Origin of the sequence: Pseudomonas sp. ATCC 43928 (genome assembly GCF_005938665.2) — a bacterium.
Taxonomy (GTDB): domain Bacteria; phylum Pseudomonadota; class Gammaproteobacteria; order Pseudomonadales; family Pseudomonadaceae; genus Aquipseudomonas.
The window spans coordinates 1,474,719-1,492,794 of the sequence record NZ_CP041753.1; the positions used below are offsets into that span (position 1 = coordinate 1,474,719).

Sequence of the window (18,076 nt, forward strand, 5' to 3'; positions counted from 1 at the left end):
CATGAGGAAAACTTGTGATCAACACGAAAAGGTTGAGTTTGTCTCATGTTGGCTGAGCTGTCGACAATAGCAGCATGTTTTACAGCATCCTTTATAGAGAGAAATTCACCATGGCCCTGGCCCACACACTTGGTTTTCCGCGCATCGGTGCCGACCGCGAACTGAAAAAAGCCCTCGAAGCCTACTGGAAGGGCGATCTCGATCAGGACGCCCTGAACAGCGTCGGCCGCCAACTGCGCGCCACCCACTGGCAATTGCAGAAAGACGCCGGCATCGACCTGCTGCCCGTCGGCGACTTCGCCTGGTACGACCAGGTACTGACCCATTCCCTGACCTTCGGTGTGATCCCCGAGCGTTTCGACAGCGTCAAGGATGAACGCGGCCTGCCGACCCTCGACACTCTGTTCGCCATGGCGCGTGGCGCCACGGCAGCCTGCTGCGGCAGCGAACACGGCACCGCGCAATACGCCCAGGAACTGACCAAGTGGTTCGACACCAATTACCACTACCTGGTCCCGGAATTCAGCGCAGACCAATCATTCAAACTGAGCTGGGAACAGTTGTTCGATGAAGTCGAAGAAGCCAAGGCCCTCGGCCACAACGTCAAGCCGGTGATCATCGGCCCGCTGACTTACCTGTGGCTGGGCAAAGCCAAAGGCAACGACTTCGACAAGCTCGACCTGCTGGAACGCCTGCTGCCGATCTACGGTGAAATCCTTGGCCGCCTCGCCGCCCAAGGCGTGGAGTGGGTGCAGATCGATGAGCCGATCCTGACCCTCGACCTGCCACAGTCCTGGAAAAACGCCTTCGAGCGCGCTTACCACATCCTCCAATACTCGCCGCTGAAAAAGCTCGTAGCCACCTACTTCAGTGGCCTGGAAGACAACCTCGGGCTGGCCGTCGGCCTGCCTGTACAAGGTTTGCACATTGACGCGGTGCGTTCGCCGGATCAGCTCGGCCAGGTTTTGGATCGACTGCCGACCTACAAGATTCTCTCGGTGGGGCTGGTCAACGGCCGCAACGTCTGGCGCTGCGAACTGGAGCAAGCCCTGGCACAACTGCAATTTGCCCAGGAGCGCTTCGGCGATAACTTGTGGGTCAGCAGTTCCTGCTCGCTGCTGCACAGCCCGGTGGACCTTGCGCGTGAAGACAAACTCGACCCCGAACTGAAAAGCTGGCTGGCGTTTGCCGTGCAGAAGTGCGGTGAGATCGCCGTGCTGCGCGATGCCCTGAACGATCCGCAAGCGCCCAAGGTGCAAGCCGCCCTGGCTGAAAGCCGCGCCATTGCGGCCAGCCGCGCCCAATCGCCGCGTATCCACAAGGCGGATGTCCAGGCCCGCATCAACGCCATCGGCGCGGCAGACAGCCAACGCCATTCGCCGTTTGCCAAACGGATCGAGCAGCAGCGTGCGCGCTTGCAGCTGCCGGCATTCCCGACGACCACCATCGGCTCGTTCCCGCAAACCGGTTCGATCCGCCTGGCTCGTCAGGCCTTCAAGCAAGGCAAACTCTCGGCCAACGATTACACCGATGCCATGCACAGCGAAATCCGCCACGCCGTGAAAATCCAGGAACGCCTGGGGCTGGACGTGCTGGTGCACGGTGAAGCCGAGCGCAACGACATGGTCGAGTACTTCGCCGAGCAACTGGACGGCTACCTGTTCACCCGTTTCGGCTGGGTCCAGAGCTACGGTTCGCGCTGCGTCAAGCCGGCGATCATCTACGGCGACCTGAGTCGCCCGAACGCCATGACCGTCGACTGGATCACCTACGCGCAAAGCCTGACCGACAAGATCATGAAAGGCATGCTCACCGGTCCCGTGACCATGCTGATGTGGTCGTTCCCGCGCGAAGACGTTTCGCGCAAAATCCAGGCGCAGCAGTTGGCGTTGGCCCTGCGTGATGAAGTGGTCGACCTGGAAGCTGCGGGCATCAAGATCGTGCAGATTGACGAAGCCGCGTTCCGCGAAGGCCTGCCGCTACGCCGGGCGCAATGGCAGGAATACCTCGACTGGGCGGTGGAAGCGTTCCGCCTGAGTGCATCGGGTGTGGGTGACGAAACCCAGATCCACACCCACATGTGCTACAGCGAATTCAATGACGTGATCGAATCCATCGCGGCGATGGACGCCGACGTCATCACCATCGAAACCTCACGCTCGGATATGGAATTGCTGGAAGCCTTCGAAGCCTTCGACTACCCGAACGACATCGGCCCGGGCGTCTACGACATCCACTCGCCACGGGTGCCGGACACCGCCGAGATGGTCAAGTTGATGAGCAAAGCGGTGAAGCGCATTCCTGCCGAGCGGTTGTGGGTAAACCCCGATTGCGGGTTGAAGACCCGGGCCTGGCCGGAGACTGAGGCGGCGCTGGTGAACATGGTGGCGGCGGCGCGGCAGTTGCGCAGTCAGTTGGCCTAAATCCTGCGGCGCCTGTTCTGGCGCCTTCGCGAGCAAGCCCGCTCCCACGGGGGAGAGGTCGATCACAGAAGTTGTGTACGACATCAATCCTGTGGGAGCGGGCTTGCTCGCGAAGCAGGCGACTTGGTCTTGAATACGACCGCTCAGTACCCTAGCCGTAGGTCACCGACTGTGTGAACACCAGCGAAACGGGATAGTTGCCATACAAGCCTCTTACGCTGAGCTGGTGTGTGCCAGAACCCACTCCAAAAAGGACAGACTGCCAGAAGCCATTAGTGCCCACGTAAACGCGGTCCTGAACGACGATCCCATTGAGCAATATCTGCACCATTGCACCGGGCGCGGCAACGCCATTCACGCTGATACCGGTCGTCCTTGTGTGCTGGTAGTCATACAGGCTCTGACCTCTTGCATTAAGCGCCAGTAATATGTGCGGTCTGACGGGAGCCGGTTCGGGTGCCAATACACTGAACGTCCACAGGTTCGAGGTTCGCCCTGTGGGTTGCTCCATAACGGTAAGTCGATAAAACGACGAGGCCGTTACTGTGACGGTGTAACTCCAGTTGCCGCTGTCGGGCACTTTGAATGAGTCGATGGGTTTCGGGACATTATCGTTTTGGAACAGTGTAAGTGTGCTATCCGGTTTACCCGTGCCGGACAACGTCACGCGATTGGTTTTGGTGCTGCCGCCGTTGGGAATCGAAGCGTTTGTATTGGCATCGATCGCTCTATTGATGAGCAGACTCCAGGTCTTGTTCAGGAGTGTTAACTCACGAACAGGGAAAAACGTGTCGACGCCACCCTTGTTGTTGAAGTTCGCAATCGAAAGCCCCATCACCTGACCGCCATCCTTGAACAGTTCAAGTTGCTGACGGTTGATGACTCCGCTCAACCCACTTGTCACATGATCGGCAGTAATCACGCCATCGAACAATATGATGGGATGATCGGCTCCCGCCGCATTGCTTCCACCCAAGGCCACGCGCATTCGGGTCCCTATGGCGATAAATAGCCAGCGCGCCAGGCTCCAGCGCGCATCGCCTTGAAACGTGCTGAGGTCCAGCGTCTTGTGATCCGGCGCTTGTGCAATGCTGAGGCTCGGAAACACGATGGCTTCATCGGGTACAGCGGTGACTTCATAAGTGGTGACGCCGGAGTATTGGTCAGGTAGTTCGGGCTGGGACACACGGTATCGAAGTTTCATGAAGTGACGCAGGTTGGCGGGCACTGTCGTCAGTGGCAATTCGATCAGTAGCGTACCGTTGGCGTTACCTGGCTGCGTGGCCACGACAGGGCTGCCCAAGCCGGCGCGGCCAATCACGATCAGAGCGATACGATGGGCGGCGGACATGCCTTTATAGGTGATTTCGACGGTCGTGCTTTTTTCGGTAAGCCGCGGATTGATTCGGTTGCCGGAGGACACCTCAACGAGCGTTGGAGGCGGGAGCTCCAGAGCTACATCCCCAACGCGTAACTCCAGTTCGGGCGCCGTCAGCGGCAGTGCTCGGTTACGTTCAATGTACCAGTCGATACGGATGACCTGGTGGTTCAGCGAGTCGATCAGTTCGAACGTCAATCTGAACTCAATGTCCTTACCGATGTGAGCGGCGGTAATGGGTAGCGAGTCGACCCAGACGAGTCTGTCGTCAGCGGTCCACACCTGAAGGTAAACCGTGTCGCCGACCTGGGTATGGGCCTTTGCCGGGCAAATGGCCGGAGTGCCGAAGGGAATATCCTTGGGATCGAGTACACCGTTTTCGTCCTTGCCGACATTGACGACATCCAAGGTGTCTTGGACGGGGCCGATGTGCAAAAGCAAAGCATGAGATTCCAGGGGGGCGAGGTGATTTTCCCCGGTTACGGTGTAAGTAGCCTTGAATGAGCCACTCAGGTACGTGTCAAAGTGCCTCGTGTCGATCTCGAACGGCACGATGATTCCCGCCCCTGGGATCACCATCGAACGAGTGACAAACCTCTCTTCTATTTGCAGGCGAGTGGTGCCACCTGCGCTCGTGCTCAGACAGGTCAACGTTACCTTATCGCCAATTTCAAGCCCCTTGATATCCGGGCCGACATACACAACGGTCTCTGCAAGGTCTGGCGACAGTACGCCGCCATGGGCCTGGGGGGCTGTAGGGGCGGGCCCGCGATATTTTTCGCCGATCAGCTCGGGAGAGTACGGGTAGGACGGCGTGCGGATCTTCTCGCCTTTCTCGATTCTGATGCGTTCGTAACTCAGCGTTATGGTCGCAGGGGCGAGTTGCTTCACGACCGCATAGGGAACAGGGAACGTTACGCTGGGTGTCCTGTAGATCAGGGGACCAAAGAGACGTGAAAATTCGGTCCTGGGGTCATAAAGCTTGAGCTCCACGGTGTCCCCGGTGATGGCGTCCCCCCTTTTAACGGGCACGACAACTTCCATTGGATGGCCATCGAGAGTGTCGATGAACAACACGTCATCCACCGTTTCATTTACCCAGCACATGTCCAGATAGGTTTTATCCGGAACCAGCTCCCCGTCACCAATTTTTGAAGCGTGGCTGCTGTTGTGCACCTGATCGTGAATTCTGTAACTGACGAGCAATGGCTTGGCAGGCCCTATCAATTCAAGAACGGATGATGGGACAAAAATCGTGATGTCCTGATCAATCTCTTCGGGCTTGATCACGTAAGCGACGAGCTGATTGCCTACAGTCATCAAAACTGTGTCCCCCGGGCTCATGATCGGCCAGCGCGGAATGATGAAATCAACGCCTCTCTCAACCATCGCCTGATCGATAATCGATGGGAATTCAGGGGCTTGCAAAGGCACTCGTTCGCTGGAGTTGCCCGTCGGATCGAGGCTGTCCGGGAAGGTCGGCTTGAACCATACGACGATTCCGTCCGAGGACTCGGGACCATTGCCACTGGTGCGGTCGACGGTGTACCACAACCGGTGGATGCCCGGTCTTTCAATGGCGGTTCTGGGAATGAGGCTGAGTACGTCCTGGTTGTTGTGATCGGAAGGGACCACGACTGTCTTGATCAGGGTACCTTCCTCTGTCGGATCCGGGACCTGACCCGGCTCAAGGCGTTTGCCCATGTACAGCCGTATCGTGTCTTGCGCCGCCATCAATTCGTAGGAGTGGAAGAGAATCAGCCAGCCAATTCCGGCGCCAGCCGTTTCGTCAGCGTTGACCCCGTACGATGCCACGGGATAGTCGACCTTGTGCCAGCCAGGAATCAGGGCAGGATACAGATTGAGTATTCCATCCTGCGTAAATACCCCCTCTGACTTGATCTCTGCGAACGGATCGACCGGTTGCTGCGGGCTTTCGTGTTGCAGTGCGGCCAATTGTTCTGCTGTAAAAGCGCTCATAGCATGCTCCGATTTTGAGATGGTGCCTGAACCGCTGGGCATTGGTGCGTCAGAGGATTGAAGGCTCGAAGCTGGCGGCTGGCAACTGTCATAAATAACAGGCTGAGGTTGTTTTCCGATGAGCGGTGGGCCCGCATGCCCCACAACCGTTCAGCACTCTTCATCAAACTGTCACGTAACTGTGGCAGCGCGCTTGTACAAACTTCATCAGACTCGCGCTCTACTGGAGTTCTGCGTTTCGGTGTTTTTCATGCGTGCACGATTTTTATCCACAGCGGTCTTTCTGATCGCTGTGTTGTTCAATTTCCCGTCTTTGGCGGCGTCTCGTTGCGATGTCAATGTTCCGACCGAACGGGTCGATCTGGATCAGGTGAGTCTGGCGTACCAGAGCATCGGCCGTGCGTCCGACCCTGCGTTGTTGCTGGTAATGGGCCTGGGCGGGCAGTTGATTCACTGGCCGGATGAGGTAGTGGTCGCGTTGTGTCAGCAGGGTTTCCGGGTGATTCGCTATGACAATCGCGATGTTGGCCTGTCCACTTGGCGCAAGGCACCGGCCGAGGCCAACCTGACGTTCGAAGTGCTGCGCTACAAACTCGGTTTACCGGTGGCCGCGCCTTATACGCTGACCGACATGGCCGACGATGCACTGGGGTTGATGGACGCCTTGCACGTCGAGCAATTTCACGTGCTGGGCGCCAGCATGGGCGGGATGATCGCCCAGCATCTGGCGGCGATGGCGCCGCAGCGGGTCGAGAGCCTGACGTTGCTGATGACCAGCTCGGGTGCCGAAGGCTTGCCGGCGCCGAGTGCGGCGCTGGTGCAGTTGCTCGCGCGACGCGGTGCGCCGAATCGTGAAGTGGCGCTGGAGCAACAGGCTGATTTGCTGGCGGCGCTGGGCAGTCCTTCGGTCACTGATGATCGGCAGGCGTTGCTGCATCAAGCGGCGCTGTCTTATGACCGGGCGTTTAACCCGGAAGGCGTTAAGCGCCAGATCATGGCGATCCTTGCCGAGCGCAGTCGTGTAGATCTGCTCAACCAACTGCGGGTGCCGACGCTGGTGGTTCACGGCACCGCTGATCCGTTGTTGCCGGTGATGCATGGCGTGCATCTGGCGGCACACATTCGTGGCAGTCAGTTGAAGTTGATTCCGGGGCTGGCCCATCGTTTTCAGGAAGCGTTCAAGGCACCGTTGCTGGCGGCGGTGTTGCCGTATTTGCAGGCCCATCGCGAAGATACTTCGCACTGGGTGCAGATTGATCCCGTGGCCGAACGCAATCTTCTGTAACACCCAAATCCAATTGTGGGAGCGGGTTTGCTCGCGAAGGCGGTGTATCAGTCAAAGCAGATGTCGACTGACACACTGCCTTCGCGAGCAAGCCCGCTCCCACAAGGGATCTGCTGCGTGCTGTGGCCCCTCGGGTGGTTGAAAAATATATCAATGTGCCACTACGGTTTTTGCCGATGCTGCCGACATAAGCAGCATCGTTAATAATCATAGGGACTTGATCCATGAATCTTCACGTTCTACGCACCTGGGCAGCACTGATGTTGTTCGCCTGCCTGACCCTCACCGGTTGTGCCCACGTGCAACCTCCAGTACCGCTGGACCAGCAGTTCTGGGATGCCAAAGAACCGACTATTGGCGTGGCGATCACTGTGGTGCCGGAGCCGGTGCTGGCATTGACCGGCAATCAGGGGCTTCTCGATTACGCTATCAACAAGGGCGTTAACAGCAAGCTCAGTGACAACGTCGCAAAATGGCAAGTGGGCGACCTTCACACCTTGCCGGATGTCCTTGTCGCCAAGCTGCAGGCCAAGGGTTACAAAGCCAAGCGGATCAACGAGCCGGTCGACCTGAATGCGTATAAGGAAACCAGTTTCCGCGAAGGCTACATGACCCGTGACATGACGCCGGTCAAGGCCGCCTACGGCGTCGATCGTCTGCTGCTGGTGAATGTCTACGCCACCGGTGCCACCCGCAGCTACTACAGCGTTGTGCCGACCAGCGTACCGATGGCGCAGGTGGGCGGACAGGGCATGGTGATCGATCTGGCAGACAACAAACTGCTGTGGTTCAAACCCTTTGTCGCTACGCAAGCCGCCCAGGGCGAATGGGACGAGCCGACCTATACCAACTTGTCCAACGCGTTCTATCAGGCTATGGACAATAGCCGTCAGCAAATGATCACCCCGTTCGCGCAATGACGCGCCTGCCCATAGTGGCGGGTGCGCTGGCCCTGCTGATGCTGACGGGGTGTGCGCAAAAACCGGCTCCTGAGGCCGGTTTCAAGGACCAGAGTGCCTTGCCTTACATCCAGGCCCACGGGCTTAAGGTCGACGTGCAGTTGCCGCCATCCTTTGTGGGTGCCAGCACCGTGATTGACTCGCAGGCGGCTTTGAAGGCTGCGTCGTCGAGTCATAATCTGGTGGCCAGTTCAGGCAACGGTGCCGGGCTTGCCGGTTTGCTGGTGGCCAGCCTGATCAACACCCAGATGGGCAGCGGCAGCTTGCAGCGCGATGCGGAAAAAACCGCGCTCAACGAGGCGCGACCGATGGCCGACTTGCTTGCAGGCGTTCCATTGCAGGAGCGCCTGCAACAGCGCTATCAACAGGCTTCGCAAGCGGCCGGGTTCAAGCAAGGAGAAGGGCAGGTCACCGCACACCTGGTGATTGAGCCCAAACTGATGCTTACCCCCGATCGCGGCAGTTTCGTGCTGATCAATCAGGTGCAGGTCCAGGACATTGCCGGTTCGGCGCTGTATCGCATGCGGATCGAAGTCGTCAGCCAGCCGATTCGGCGCTGTGGCAAGCAGTGCATCGACGACGGCGACCTCGATTTGGCGAAGGTCACGGCGGTGCTCGACGAGTGTATCGATGAATCGATGCGGGTTCTGGCCACTGACCTGATGCAGCCGACACCGCCAGCGACCGCCCAGGAAACCTTGCGTTATAACCTTGATGGCCAGCGAGTGGTCGAGCGTGGTTATCAACTGGCCAACAACGGAAACTATTGGCGTTATCGCAACCTCTATGGGGCGGTGAAATCGGTGCCGGTGCCGTTTGAGGATGCGTTGACACCAACGCAGTTGCAGAAGGTTTACGGGCAGTAACCACTTACCCCTGCAGGAGCCGCCTTCGCAGCTCCTGCAGGTGTATGCAAATGCAGCAGGCCGCGATTTTTTTGAATTTAGCCGTGCAGGCGAACCCACACGCTGACCAGCACCGTCGCCGCCATCAACCACGCCACCGCTGCCACCGCCAATGAAGCCTCCAGCCGCATCCGGTCGACCATCACATACAAGGTCGCCAGATAGACGAAGTACGGAATGATCGACCACATGCCAAACACGATGGTGGTCTTCAGATCATCCAGTGAACGCCCTTTGCCGACGATGTAATGAGCGATCAGCGCAAAGGTCGGAAACAGCGGCACCAGGCCTGCGATGTAATAGTTTCTGGTCTTGGCCAGCATGGCGAGGATCACCACCACCGCCGCGCCCAGGGTTGCTTTGAAAATCAGGTCCATCAGTGGCTCAGCCCGTATTTCTTCACTTTGTCGAACAGTGTGGTCTTGGCCATCCCCAGTTCCTGGCTGGCTTGGGTCAGGTTGCCGCCGCTGCGCTGCAAGGCGTCACTGAGCAGGTTGCGTTCGAAGGCTTCCACCGCTTCGGCGAAGGCCAGGCCCTGATTGCTGCCGCTGGCGCCGGTCTTCTTGAAGGCCGGCAGACCGAGGGCGAAGCGTTCGGCGACGTTGCGCAGTTCGCGCACGTTGCCTGGCCAGTCGTGGCTCATCAGAATCGACACGGTCTGGTTGTCCAGTTCAGGCAGCGAGCGGTCGAAGCGCAGGGATGACTGCTGCAAAAAGTGCTCGAACAATTGCAGGATGTCTTCGCGGCGTTCGCGCAGCGGCGGCAGTTCCAGGGTGACCACGTTCAAGCGGTAATACAGGTCGCTGCGAAACTCGCCGGCCTTGCTCGACTCATCCAGGTCGGACTTGGTCGCGGCGATCACCCGGCAATCCACCGCCACGCTCTGGTTCGAACCCAGGCGTTCGAGGGTGCGTTCCTGCAGCACCCGCAGCAGCTTGATCTGCAACGGCAGCGGCATGCTTTCCACTTCGTCGAGGAACAGCGTGCCGCCATCGGCGTGTTCGATCTTGCCGATCCGCCGTTTGCCGGCACCGGTGAAAGCGTTGGCCTCGTGGCCGAAGATTTCGCTTTCGAACAGGTTCTCCGGCAGGCCACCGCAGTTCAGCGCGACGAACTGTTTGCTGTGCCGACGGCTGAAGTCGTGCAGGCAACGTGCAACCAGTTCCTTGCCGGTGCCGGTCTCGCCTTCGATCAGCACGTTGGCCGACGTATCGGCGACGTTGGCGATCAGTTCCCGCAGGTTCTGCATGGCCGGCGAGCGACCGATGATCCGGCCTTCGAGGGAATCGCGCTCGAACAGTTGGCGACGTAACGAGGTGACTTCCCGCGCCAGGCTGCGTTGCTCCAGTGCACGGCGGGCGACGTCCACCAGGCGTTCGGGGGAGAAGGGTTTCTCCATGAAGTCGTAGGCGCCTTTCTGCATCGCGCCGACGGCCATCGAGATGTCGCCGTGGCCGGTAATCAACACCACCGGCAGGCTGCGATCACGGGCCTTGAGCCGGGTCAGCAGTTCCAGGCCATCGATGCCCGGCAGGCGGATGTCGCTGATGACGATGCCGGCGAAGTTATCGCCCACCCGCTCCAGCGCTTCTTCGGCGCTGCCGACGCCGATGCAGGGAATGTCTTCGAGCGTCAGTGCCTGTTGGCAACCGAGCAGCACATGGGGGTCGTCTTCGACGATCAGCACACTTAGGTCGTTGTTCATATTGGCTCGGCGGGAGTAGGGCTTACCAACGGTAAACTGAGGACGAAGGTGGTGCCACCGCTGGCCGGGTGTTCGACACCCAGATGCCCGCCCGTGGCGGCGGCCAGGCTCGCCGACAGGGTCAGGCCGAGGCCCAGGCCCTGTTCGCCGGGCTTGGTGGTGAAGAATGGTTCGAACAGATGCTTGCGCGCTTCGGCATCGATGCCGTGGCCGTTGTCGCGCACCCGCAGGCGATACTTGCCGTCGTATTCCTCGCCTTCGAGCCACAACGTCGGTTGGGGCTGCGACTGCATGGCATCGAGCGCGTTGCCGATCAGGTTGACGAGGATCTGCTCCAGACGGGTCTGGTCGATCTGCACCTGCACGTCGGTGAAATCGCGATGCAGTTGCAGCGGCACGCTTTCCATCCGACTGCCCAGCAGTTGCAGGGCGGCGTCCACGCCTTTGCCGAGGCTGGCCTGGCCCTGGTCATCGCCGCGTCGGGCGAAGGAACGCAGGCTGGCGGTAATCCGGCCCATGCGGTCGATCAGTTCATTGATGGTCTTGAGATTGGTGCTGGCCACATCCAGCTGACCGCGCTCCAGAAAGCGCACGGTATTGCCGGACAAGGTCCGCAAGGCTGCCAGCGGTTGGTTCAATTCGTGGGCGATGCTGGTGGACATCTGGCCGATGGCCGCCAGTTTGCCGGCCTGGACCAGTTCATCCTGAGCGCGGCGCAAGGTTTCTTCAGCCTGCCGACGCTCACGAATCTGCCCCTTGAGCCGTTCGTTGCTGGCACGCAGGTCAGTGGTGCGTTCGGTAATCCGACGCTCCAGTTGATTGTTGGCTTCCTGCAAGGCTTCCCGCGCCGCAAGGCGGGTGGCGATCACTTTGCGCCGCTCGTTCCAGGCGATCAGCAGGAAGGCCACCAGGGCAAACGCCACCGCCACCAGGATTCCCTGATTGATCGCTTCACGCCGCAGGTCTTGCAGGGGCGTGAGCAGGGTGAAATTCCACGGGGTGTCGCTCAGCGGCCGGGTTTGCGACAGGTAGCTGATGTTCTCTTCATCGGACACCAGTTCGCTGTTGGCGGGGAAGGTCAGTTTTTCCTCGCCTTCAGCCAGTTTCTCTCGGGCCAGCGGTTGCAGTTCATTCAGCGGATACCAGTAGTACTGAAGGCTGCGGGCCAGGCGTTCCTTGGTGTCCTCGCTCAACGGCAGCACCGACTTGAGCCGCCGCGCCGGATCGCTGGAGAGGATGATGATGCCGTTCTCATCGCTGACGAACGCTTCCAGGCGCGCGCGCTGCCAGCGTTCTTCCATGGCTTCGAGGCGCACCTTGACCACCGCGACGCCGGTGATCTTGCCATGTTCCTCCAGGCCATGAGCCAGGTAATAGCCGGGTTCGCCGCTGGTGCTGCCGATGCCGTAGAACCGCCCCGGCTGGCCGCGCACGGCGTTCTGGAAGTAGGCGCGGAAGGACAGGTCTTCGCCCAGATAACTGTCGACATCGCGCCAGTTGCTGGTGGCCAGTACGCGTCCGGTGGTGTCCATCACATAAATGGCCCGACTGCGGCTGCGCCGGTTCAGGCCTTCGAGGTATTCGTTGACCGTCTGCCGGTGTTCCGGCGACGGGTCGGCCAGCAGCTTGGAAACACTCGATTCGAGTTCCAGCAGGCTGGGCAGGTAGGTGTATTTGCTGATCTCGCTTTCGACGGCGCGCGCGTGCAGTTCCAGCTGACGCTGGCCATTCTCGCTGAGGCTGCGAATGCCGTAGTGTTCACTGACCCAGAAGCCGATGTAACCCAATCCGATCATCAGGGCGATGATCAGCGGCGGCAGGAACAGATGACGAATCAAACGGGGTTTCACGGCGAGTGATGGCGGCGCGGCGCGATAGAGAGTGGAGTCGCATTTCATCACAGATGCCTTGGGTCAACCACAACACAATATCCATATCCCCACGGGCCCCGTGGGAGTTGCTGTATGGCAAGGGGGCTTTTGTGGCGAGGGGGCCCCCTCGCCACAAAAGCCCGCTCCCACAATTAGGGGAGCGGTGCCTTCCTTCTTAGTGCTGCAGAATCTTCTCGAGGAAATGCTGCGCACGCTCGGAGCGGGCGTTGATGTCGCCGAAGAACTCTTCTTTCCTGCAGTCTTCGATAATCTTGCCGGCGTCCATGAAGATCACCCGGTCCGCGACCTTGCGGGCGAAGCCCATTTCGTGGGTCACGCACATCATGGTCATGCCTTCGTGGGCCAGTTGCACCATCACGTCCAGCACTTCGTTGACCATTTCCGGGTCCAGTGCCGAGGTCGGTTCGTCGAACAGCATGACGATCGGGTCCATCGCCAGCGCACGGGCAATCGCCACACGCTGTTGCTGGCCACCGGAAAGCTGGCCCGGGTGCTTATGCGCATGGGCAGACAGCCCGACGCGCTCAAGCAGTTGCAGGCCTTTCTTGGTGGCTTCTTCCTTGCTGCGACCCAACACCTTGATCTGCGCGATGGTCAGGTTTTCGGTGATGGTCAGGTGCGGGAACAGTTCGAAATGCTGGAACACCATGCCCACCCGCGAACGCAGTTTCGGCAGGTTGGTCTTCGGATCGGCGATGGACGTGCCATCGACGATCAGGTCGCCTTTCTGGAACGGTTCCAGTGCATTGACGCACTTGATCAGGGTGGATTTGCCGGAACCGGACGGCCCGCACACCACGATCACCTCGCCTTTTTTGACCTCGGTGCTGCAATCAGTCAGTACCTGGAAGTCCCCATACCACTTGTTGACGTTCTTGATAGAGATCATACGGCGAACCTTTTTTGCAGACGCTTGACCAGCTGCGAGGCGGCAAAGCTGATGATGAAGTACGTGAGACCTGCGAAGATCAGGAACTCATTGGAGCGGCCGATGATGTCGCCACTGGCACGCGAGGCATTGAGGAAGTCCACCAGGCCGACCGCGTAGACCAGCGAGGTGTCCTGAAACAGGATGATGCTCTGTTGCAACAGCAGCGGGGTCATCTTGCGGAACGCTTGCGGCAGGATGATCAACCGCATCATCTGGCCATACGTCATACCCATGGCCTGGGCGGCGCTCATCTGGCCCTTGGGAATCGACTGCACGCCGGCCCGGACGATTTCGCAGAAGTACGCTGCTTCGAACATCATGAACGCCACGATGCACGATGCGAACGCGCCGATCGGGGTGTCTTCGCCGGTGATCCAGCGCAATACGAACGGCACCGCCAGGTAGAACCAGGTGATGACCAGCAGCAGCGGGATCGAGCGGAAGTAGTTGACGTAGGCGCCGGCAATGTTCGACAGCAGTTTGTTGTGGGACAGGCGCATCAACGCCAGGACCGTGCCGAGGATGATCCCGCCGCTCACGCCCAGGGCCATCAGCTGGAGGGTCATGACCATGCCGTTCCACATACCCGGCAGGGACGGAATGATGCCCGAGAAGTCGAATTCCATCATTTACCCCCTACGGAAATCAGGCCCGGTACGGCGACTTTCTTCTCGACCGCGCGCATCAGCAGCATCAGGCTCATGTTCAGGGTGAAGTAGATCAGCGTTGCCAGGGTGAAGGCTTCGAACAGGTTGGCGGAGAACTCGGCGGTCTGTTTGGTCTGCGCGAGCAGCTCCATCAGGCCGATCAGCGACGCGACGGAGGAGTTCTTGAACACGTTCAGGAATTCCGAGGTAAGCGGCGGAATGATGATGCGATAAGCCTGGGGCAGCAGCACGTTCCAGTAGATCTGCGGCAGCTTGAAACCCATGGCGCGGGCAGCGGATTCCTGGCCGCGGGGCAGCGCCTGGATACCGGTGCGCACTTGTTCGCAAACCCGGGCCGTGGTGAACAGGCCCAGGCACACGACGACACTGAGGAAGGCCGAGGTGGTCGGGTTCAGGTCCTGCTTGTACCAGTCCTGCAGGTTTTGCGGCAGCAGGTCGGGCACCAGGAAGTACCAGATGAACAGCTGCACCAGCAGTGGCACGTTACGGAAGAGTTCGACGTAGCAGGTCGCGATGCCCGATACGATGCGATTCGGCACCGTGCGCATGACACCCAGGATCGAGCCCAGCAGCAGCGCGATGATCCAGGCGGCGACGGCGATGGCGATGGTCCAGCCTAAACCGGAGAGGTACCAGTCGAAATAAATTTCGCTGCCCACGCCGGTGGACTTGAAGAACACGCCCCAGTCCCAGTTGTAATTCATTAGGGTCTCCCCTCGGATTCGATCGATGTACAAGTGCCCGATGACGGTCAGGCACACGCGAACGGCTCGACAACCACCGGTTCGAGTGTTTCCAGAAATGCCAGCAGGGAGTGACAACCCCTGAAAGGGCAGAGGCCTTCTCAGGGGGGAACGTTAGTCAGAAATCAGGATTTCTTTTCGTCAGCCGCTTTGTCGGTCGGATTGGCGATCAGGGTCTTGAGCTCGTCGCTCATCGGGAAGTTCAGGTTCAGGCCTTTTGGCGGGATTGGCTGCATGAACCATTTTTCGTAGATCTTGTTGATCTCGCCCGACTTGTAGGTCGCGATGATTGCGTCGTCGACGGCTTTCTTGAACGGTGCGTCGCCCTTGCGAACCATGCAGCCGTAGATTTCGAACGATTGTGGTGTGCCGGTCACGGCCCAGTCATCCGGCTTCTTGGCCTTGGCCATTTCACCGGCCAGCAAGGCGTCGTCCATCATGAAGGCCACGGCACGGCCGGTTTCCAGCATCTGGAAGGATTCGCCATGGTCTTTGGCGGAGATCACGTTCATGCCCATCTGCTTGTCGGCGTTCATCGACTTGAGGATGCGCTCGGACGTGGTGCCGGCGGTGGTCACGACGTTCTTGCCTTTGAGGTCGGCGAAATCTTTGTAGGGCGAGTCTTTCTTGGCCAGCAGCTTGGTACCGATTTCGAAGATGCCGGCGGAGAAATCAACTTGTTGCTGACGCTCGACGTTGTTGGTGGTGGAGCCGCACTCGACGTCCACGGTGCCGTTCTGCACCAGCGGGATACGGGTTTGCGAGGTCACCAGGTTGTATTTGACCTGGAGGTTGGGCATGTCCAGGTCTTTCTTGATGGCTTCGACGATTTTCAGCTGGATATCGTGGGAGTAGCCAACCGGTTTGCCGGAAGCGTCCGCGATGTAGGAAAACGGAATGGAAGCGTCACGATGCCCGAGGGTGATGGTGCCGGACTCTTTGATCTTCTTCAGTGTGCCGGTGAGTTCGGCGGCGAAAACTGGAGTGCTAATCAGAGCGGCAGCAATGGCTGCGCCCAGGAGATGGGGAACGATGCGCATCAAATTTTCCTCGACATTGTTTTTTTTATGGAGCCAGTTCATCGGCCTTTTTTGGTGCTTCGAATGCCTGGCGGCTCCTGAAGGAGTAGCGCAATAAACATTCGTCCGGGAGAGTAGAGCATGACTCGTGCCAGACCATGCATCATCTATCAAATTATTGATTTTTAAGAGTATTTTAATGTTGGTGAAGTTGAGTTTGTTGTCGGATGATCCGGTTTTCCGAATCGACCGAGGAGTCGCGTTCGGAAAACCGAACGGATTAACTCCTACAGTAATGCGGGATATGAAAAAGCCCCTGAATCGTGAGATTCAGGGGCTTTGGTTTAACCGGATATCCGATCAGGCTGCTTCGATCTTGCTGCGGTTCTGTTCGAGCTTGTTCAGGTAATCCTTGAGCTTCTGCTGTTCCGCCGCAGTGGTGAACAGCCCAAGCTTGCTGCGGCGCCACAGGATGTCATCGGCGGTGGTCGCCCATTCTTCGCTGCACAGGTAGTCGACTTCGCGGGTGTAGAGGCCGCCGCCGATGTGTTCACCCAGGTCACCGAGGTTTTCCACGCCTTCGAGCATTCGCCAGGTGCGGTTGCCGTAAGTGGTGGACCAGCGTCGGGCGATCTCGGTGGGGATCCAGTCGAACTTGTCGCGGATCCGCGAACTCAATGCCTGCGGAGTCGTCATGTCTTCGCCACCGGGCAGGGGCGCGCTGGCGGTCCAGCTTGGCTTGATGTGCGTGAAGTACGGGGCCAATTGCGCCAGCGCCGACTCGGCCAGTTTGCGGTAGGTCGTCAGCTTGCCGCCGAACACCGACAGCAACGGTGCTTCTTCACCAGAACCCGACAACGCCAGGGTGTAGTCGCGGGTGACGGCCGACGGGTTGTCGGATTCGTCGTTGCACAGCGGACGAACGCCGGAGTAGCTGTGCAGGATGTCCGCGCGGCTGAGTTGTTTCTTGAAGTGGGCATTGACCACTTTCAGCAGGTAATCGGTTTCGCCTTCAGTGATCGCCACTTTTGCCGGGTCGCCGGTGTACTCGCGGTCGGTGGTGCCGATCAGGGTGAAGTGGTTCAGGTACGGAATGGTGAAGACGATGCGCTGATCTTCGTTTTGCAGAATGTGCGCGTATTCGCCTTCGTACAGTTTTGGCACGATCAGGTGGCTGCCCTGGATCAGACGGATGCCGTACGGCGATTCCATCTTCAGGTCGTCACGAATGAACTGGGCGACCCATGGGCCGGCAGCATTCACCAGTGCCTTGGCGCGGATCGAAAACAGGCTGCCATCGGCGCGTTCCAGGTTCATGTGCCACAGGCCCTTGGTGCGACGGGCACTGACGCAGCGGGTTTGCGTATGAACGTGGGCACCTTTCTCTCGGGCGGCCATGGCGTTCAGTACGACGAGGCGTGCGTCATCGACCCAGCAATCGGAATATTCGAAGCCTTTGGTGATTTCGCTTTTCAGCGGGCTGTCCGGGCCGAACTTCAGGCTTTTCGAGCCTTCGAGTTTTTCCCGTTTGCCGAGGTGGTCATAAAGGAACAGGCCGGCGCGGATCATCCAGGCTGGACGCAGGTGCGGGCGGTGGGGCAGCACGAAGCGCATCTGTTTGACGATGTGCGGCGCCTTGGCCAGCAGCACTTCGCGCTCGGCCAGGGCTTCGCGCACCAGGCGGAATTCATAATGCTCCAGGTAGCGCAGGCCACCGTGGATCAGCTTGCTGCTGGCCGACGAGGTGTGGCTGGCCAGATCATCCTTTTCGCAAAGGAACACCGAAAGGCCGCGACCGGCGGCATCCGCTGCGATCCCCACGCCATTGATCCCACCACCAATGACGGCGATATCGTAGACCTCGGCGAGAGGGGGCGTAGGCAAGGTAGAAGTGGGCATCGGCTGGCCTCGGGCTTTTTTGATTTCTATATTTGAATTCGAACATTAATGTTCATTTGCGAAAATACTAGCCCATAAAGACGCCCACAGCCAGTGTGCTTCGATTGAAAATACTGATCGAAGGGCTGTTAAAGGAAAATTTTCGAACATTGAATGATGGCAGGGAGTGCTTTTGTGGCGAGGGAGCTTGCTCCCTCTGGGCTGCGAAGCGGTCCTATAACCGGCTACCGCGGTATCTCAGGAAGAACATGTTGTCTGATTGGCGTCTGCTGTGCAGCCGAACGGGGGG

At 59.1% G+C, this 18,076-nt stretch carries 13 protein-coding genes; 4 read left to right on the plus strand and 9 right to left on the minus strand.

Annotated elements, in window-relative coordinates; all coding sequences use genetic code 11:
* The first annotated feature begins 110 nt into the window (after positions 1-110).
* Positions 111-2,423, plus strand: coding sequence for a 5-methyltetrahydropteroyltriglutamate--homocysteine S-methyltransferase (gene metE / locus FFH90_RS06585; protein WP_138867659.1), 2,313 nt, complete (start codon positions 111-113; stop codon positions 2,421-2,423).
* A gap of 151 nt (positions 2,424-2,574) precedes the next feature.
* Here metE and FFH90_RS06590 read toward each other — a convergent pair whose 3' ends face one another.
* Positions 2,575-5,781, minus strand: coding sequence for a hypothetical protein (locus tag FFH90_RS06590; protein WP_138866886.1), 3,207 nt, complete (start codon positions 5,779-5,781; stop codon positions 2,575-2,577).
* A 250-nt stretch (positions 5,782-6,031) separates the two neighbouring features.
* Here FFH90_RS06590 and FFH90_RS06595 point away from each other — a divergent pair, with 250 nt between their 5' ends.
* From FFH90_RS06595 to FFH90_RS06610, 3 genes are all read left to right on the plus strand, one after another.
* Positions 6,032-7,066, plus strand: coding sequence for an alpha/beta fold hydrolase (locus FFH90_RS06595; protein ID WP_138866887.1), 1,035 nt, complete (start codon positions 6,032-6,034; stop codon positions 7,064-7,066).
* Positions 7,067-7,290: 224 nt separating this feature from the next.
* Positions 7,291-7,986, plus strand: a complete 696-nt coding sequence (locus FFH90_RS06605) for a hypothetical protein (RefSeq protein WP_064616308.1) — start codon at positions 7,291-7,293, stop codon at positions 7,984-7,986.
* Positions 7,983-8,891, plus strand: a complete 909-nt coding sequence (locus tag FFH90_RS06610) for a hypothetical protein (RefSeq protein ID WP_138866888.1) — start codon at positions 7,983-7,985, stop codon at positions 8,889-8,891. The genes FFH90_RS06605 and FFH90_RS06610 overlap by 4 nt, the downstream gene beginning before the upstream one ends.
* A gap of 77 nt (positions 8,892-8,968) precedes the next feature.
* Here the strand turns inward: FFH90_RS06610 and FFH90_RS06615 are convergent, their stop codons facing one another.
* From FFH90_RS06615 to glpD, 8 genes are all read right to left on the minus strand, one after another.
* The gene (locus FFH90_RS06615; protein ID WP_172901245.1) at positions 8,969-9,298 is read right to left on the minus strand and encodes a GlpM family protein; all 330 of its coding nucleotides are present in this window, start codon (positions 9,296-9,298) and stop codon (positions 8,969-8,971) included.
* Positions 9,299-9,306: 8 nt separating this feature from the next.
* Positions 9,307-10,635, minus strand: a complete 1,329-nt coding sequence (locus FFH90_RS06620; RefSeq protein WP_019651348.1) for a sigma-54 dependent transcriptional regulator — start codon at positions 10,633-10,635, stop codon at positions 9,307-9,309.
* Positions 10,632-12,533: a sensor histidine kinase gene (locus tag FFH90_RS06625; RefSeq protein ID WP_138866889.1), complete on the minus strand. Its 1,902-nt coding sequence runs from the start codon at positions 12,531-12,533 to the stop codon at positions 10,632-10,634. The genes FFH90_RS06620 and FFH90_RS06625 overlap by 4 nt, the downstream gene beginning before the upstream one ends.
* A 148-nt stretch (positions 12,534-12,681) precedes the next feature.
* On the minus strand, positions 12,682-13,416 hold the full coding sequence (locus FFH90_RS06630; protein ID WP_018926621.1) for an amino acid ABC transporter ATP-binding protein: 735 nt from the start codon (positions 13,414-13,416) through the stop codon (positions 12,682-12,684).
* Complete coding sequence (locus FFH90_RS06635) at positions 13,413-14,084, minus strand: amino acid ABC transporter permease (RefSeq protein WP_018926620.1); 672 nt, start codon at positions 14,082-14,084, stop codon at positions 13,413-13,415. Before FFH90_RS06635 ends, FFH90_RS06630 begins: the two co-directional genes overlap by 4 nt.
* The gene (locus tag FFH90_RS06640) at positions 14,084-14,830 is read right to left on the minus strand and encodes an amino acid ABC transporter permease (RefSeq protein ID WP_018926619.1); all 747 of its coding nucleotides are present in this window, start codon (positions 14,828-14,830) and stop codon (positions 14,084-14,086) included. Before FFH90_RS06640 ends, FFH90_RS06635 begins: the two co-directional genes overlap by 1 nt.
* A 164-nt stretch (positions 14,831-14,994) precedes the next feature.
* Positions 14,995-15,909 carry a glutamate/aspartate ABC transporter substrate-binding protein gene (locus tag FFH90_RS06645; protein ID WP_026286460.1) on the minus strand — a complete coding sequence of 305 codons (915 nt, stop codon included), beginning with the start codon at positions 15,907-15,909 and terminating at the stop codon, positions 14,995-14,997.
* Between the two features lie 339 nt (positions 15,910-16,248).
* Positions 16,249-17,787, minus strand: coding sequence for a glycerol-3-phosphate dehydrogenase (glpD, locus tag FFH90_RS06650; protein ID WP_018926617.1), 1,539 nt, complete (start codon positions 17,785-17,787; stop codon positions 16,249-16,251).
* Positions 17,788-18,076 lie beyond the last annotated feature (289 nt).

Coding starts and splice junctions, on each gene's coding strand:
- FFH90_RS06610 (WP_138866888.1), top strand. CDS start 7,983: ATGACGCGCCTGCCCATAGTGGCGGGTGCGCTGGCCCTGCTGATGCTG.
- metE (WP_138867659.1), top strand. CDS start 111: ATGGCCCTGGCCCACACACTTGGTTTTCCGCGCATCGGTGCCGACCGC.
- FFH90_RS06605 (WP_064616308.1), top strand. CDS start 7,291: ATGAATCTTCACGTTCTACGCACCTGGGCAGCACTGATGTTGTTCGCC.
- FFH90_RS06620 (WP_019651348.1), bottom strand. CDS start 10,635: ATGAACAACGACCTAAGTGTGCTGATCGTCGAAGACGACCCCCATGTG.
- FFH90_RS06630 (WP_018926621.1), bottom strand. CDS start 13,416: ATGATCTCTATCAAGAACGTCAACAAGTGGTATGGGGACTTCCAGGTA.
- FFH90_RS06625 (WP_138866889.1), bottom strand. CDS start 12,533: ATGAAATGCGACTCCACTCTCTATCGCGCCGCGCCGCCATCACTCGCC.
- FFH90_RS06595 (WP_138866887.1), top strand. CDS start 6,032: ATGCGTGCACGATTTTTATCCACAGCGGTCTTTCTGATCGCTGTGTTG.
- FFH90_RS06645 (WP_026286460.1), bottom strand. CDS start 15,909: ATGCGCATCGTTCCCCATCTCCTGGGCGCAGCCATTGCTGCCGCTCTG.
- FFH90_RS06635 (WP_018926620.1), bottom strand. CDS start 14,084: ATGGAATTCGACTTCTCGGGCATCATTCCGTCCCTGCCGGGTATGTGG.
- FFH90_RS06590 (WP_138866886.1), bottom strand. CDS start 5,781: ATGAGCGCTTTTACAGCAGAACAATTGGCCGCACTGCAACACGAAAGC.
- glpD (WP_018926617.1), bottom strand. CDS start 17,787: ATGCCCACTTCTACCTTGCCTACGCCCCCTCTCGCCGAGGTCTACGAT.
- FFH90_RS06640 (WP_018926619.1), bottom strand. CDS start 14,830: ATGAATTACAACTGGGACTGGGGCGTGTTCTTCAAGTCCACCGGCGTG.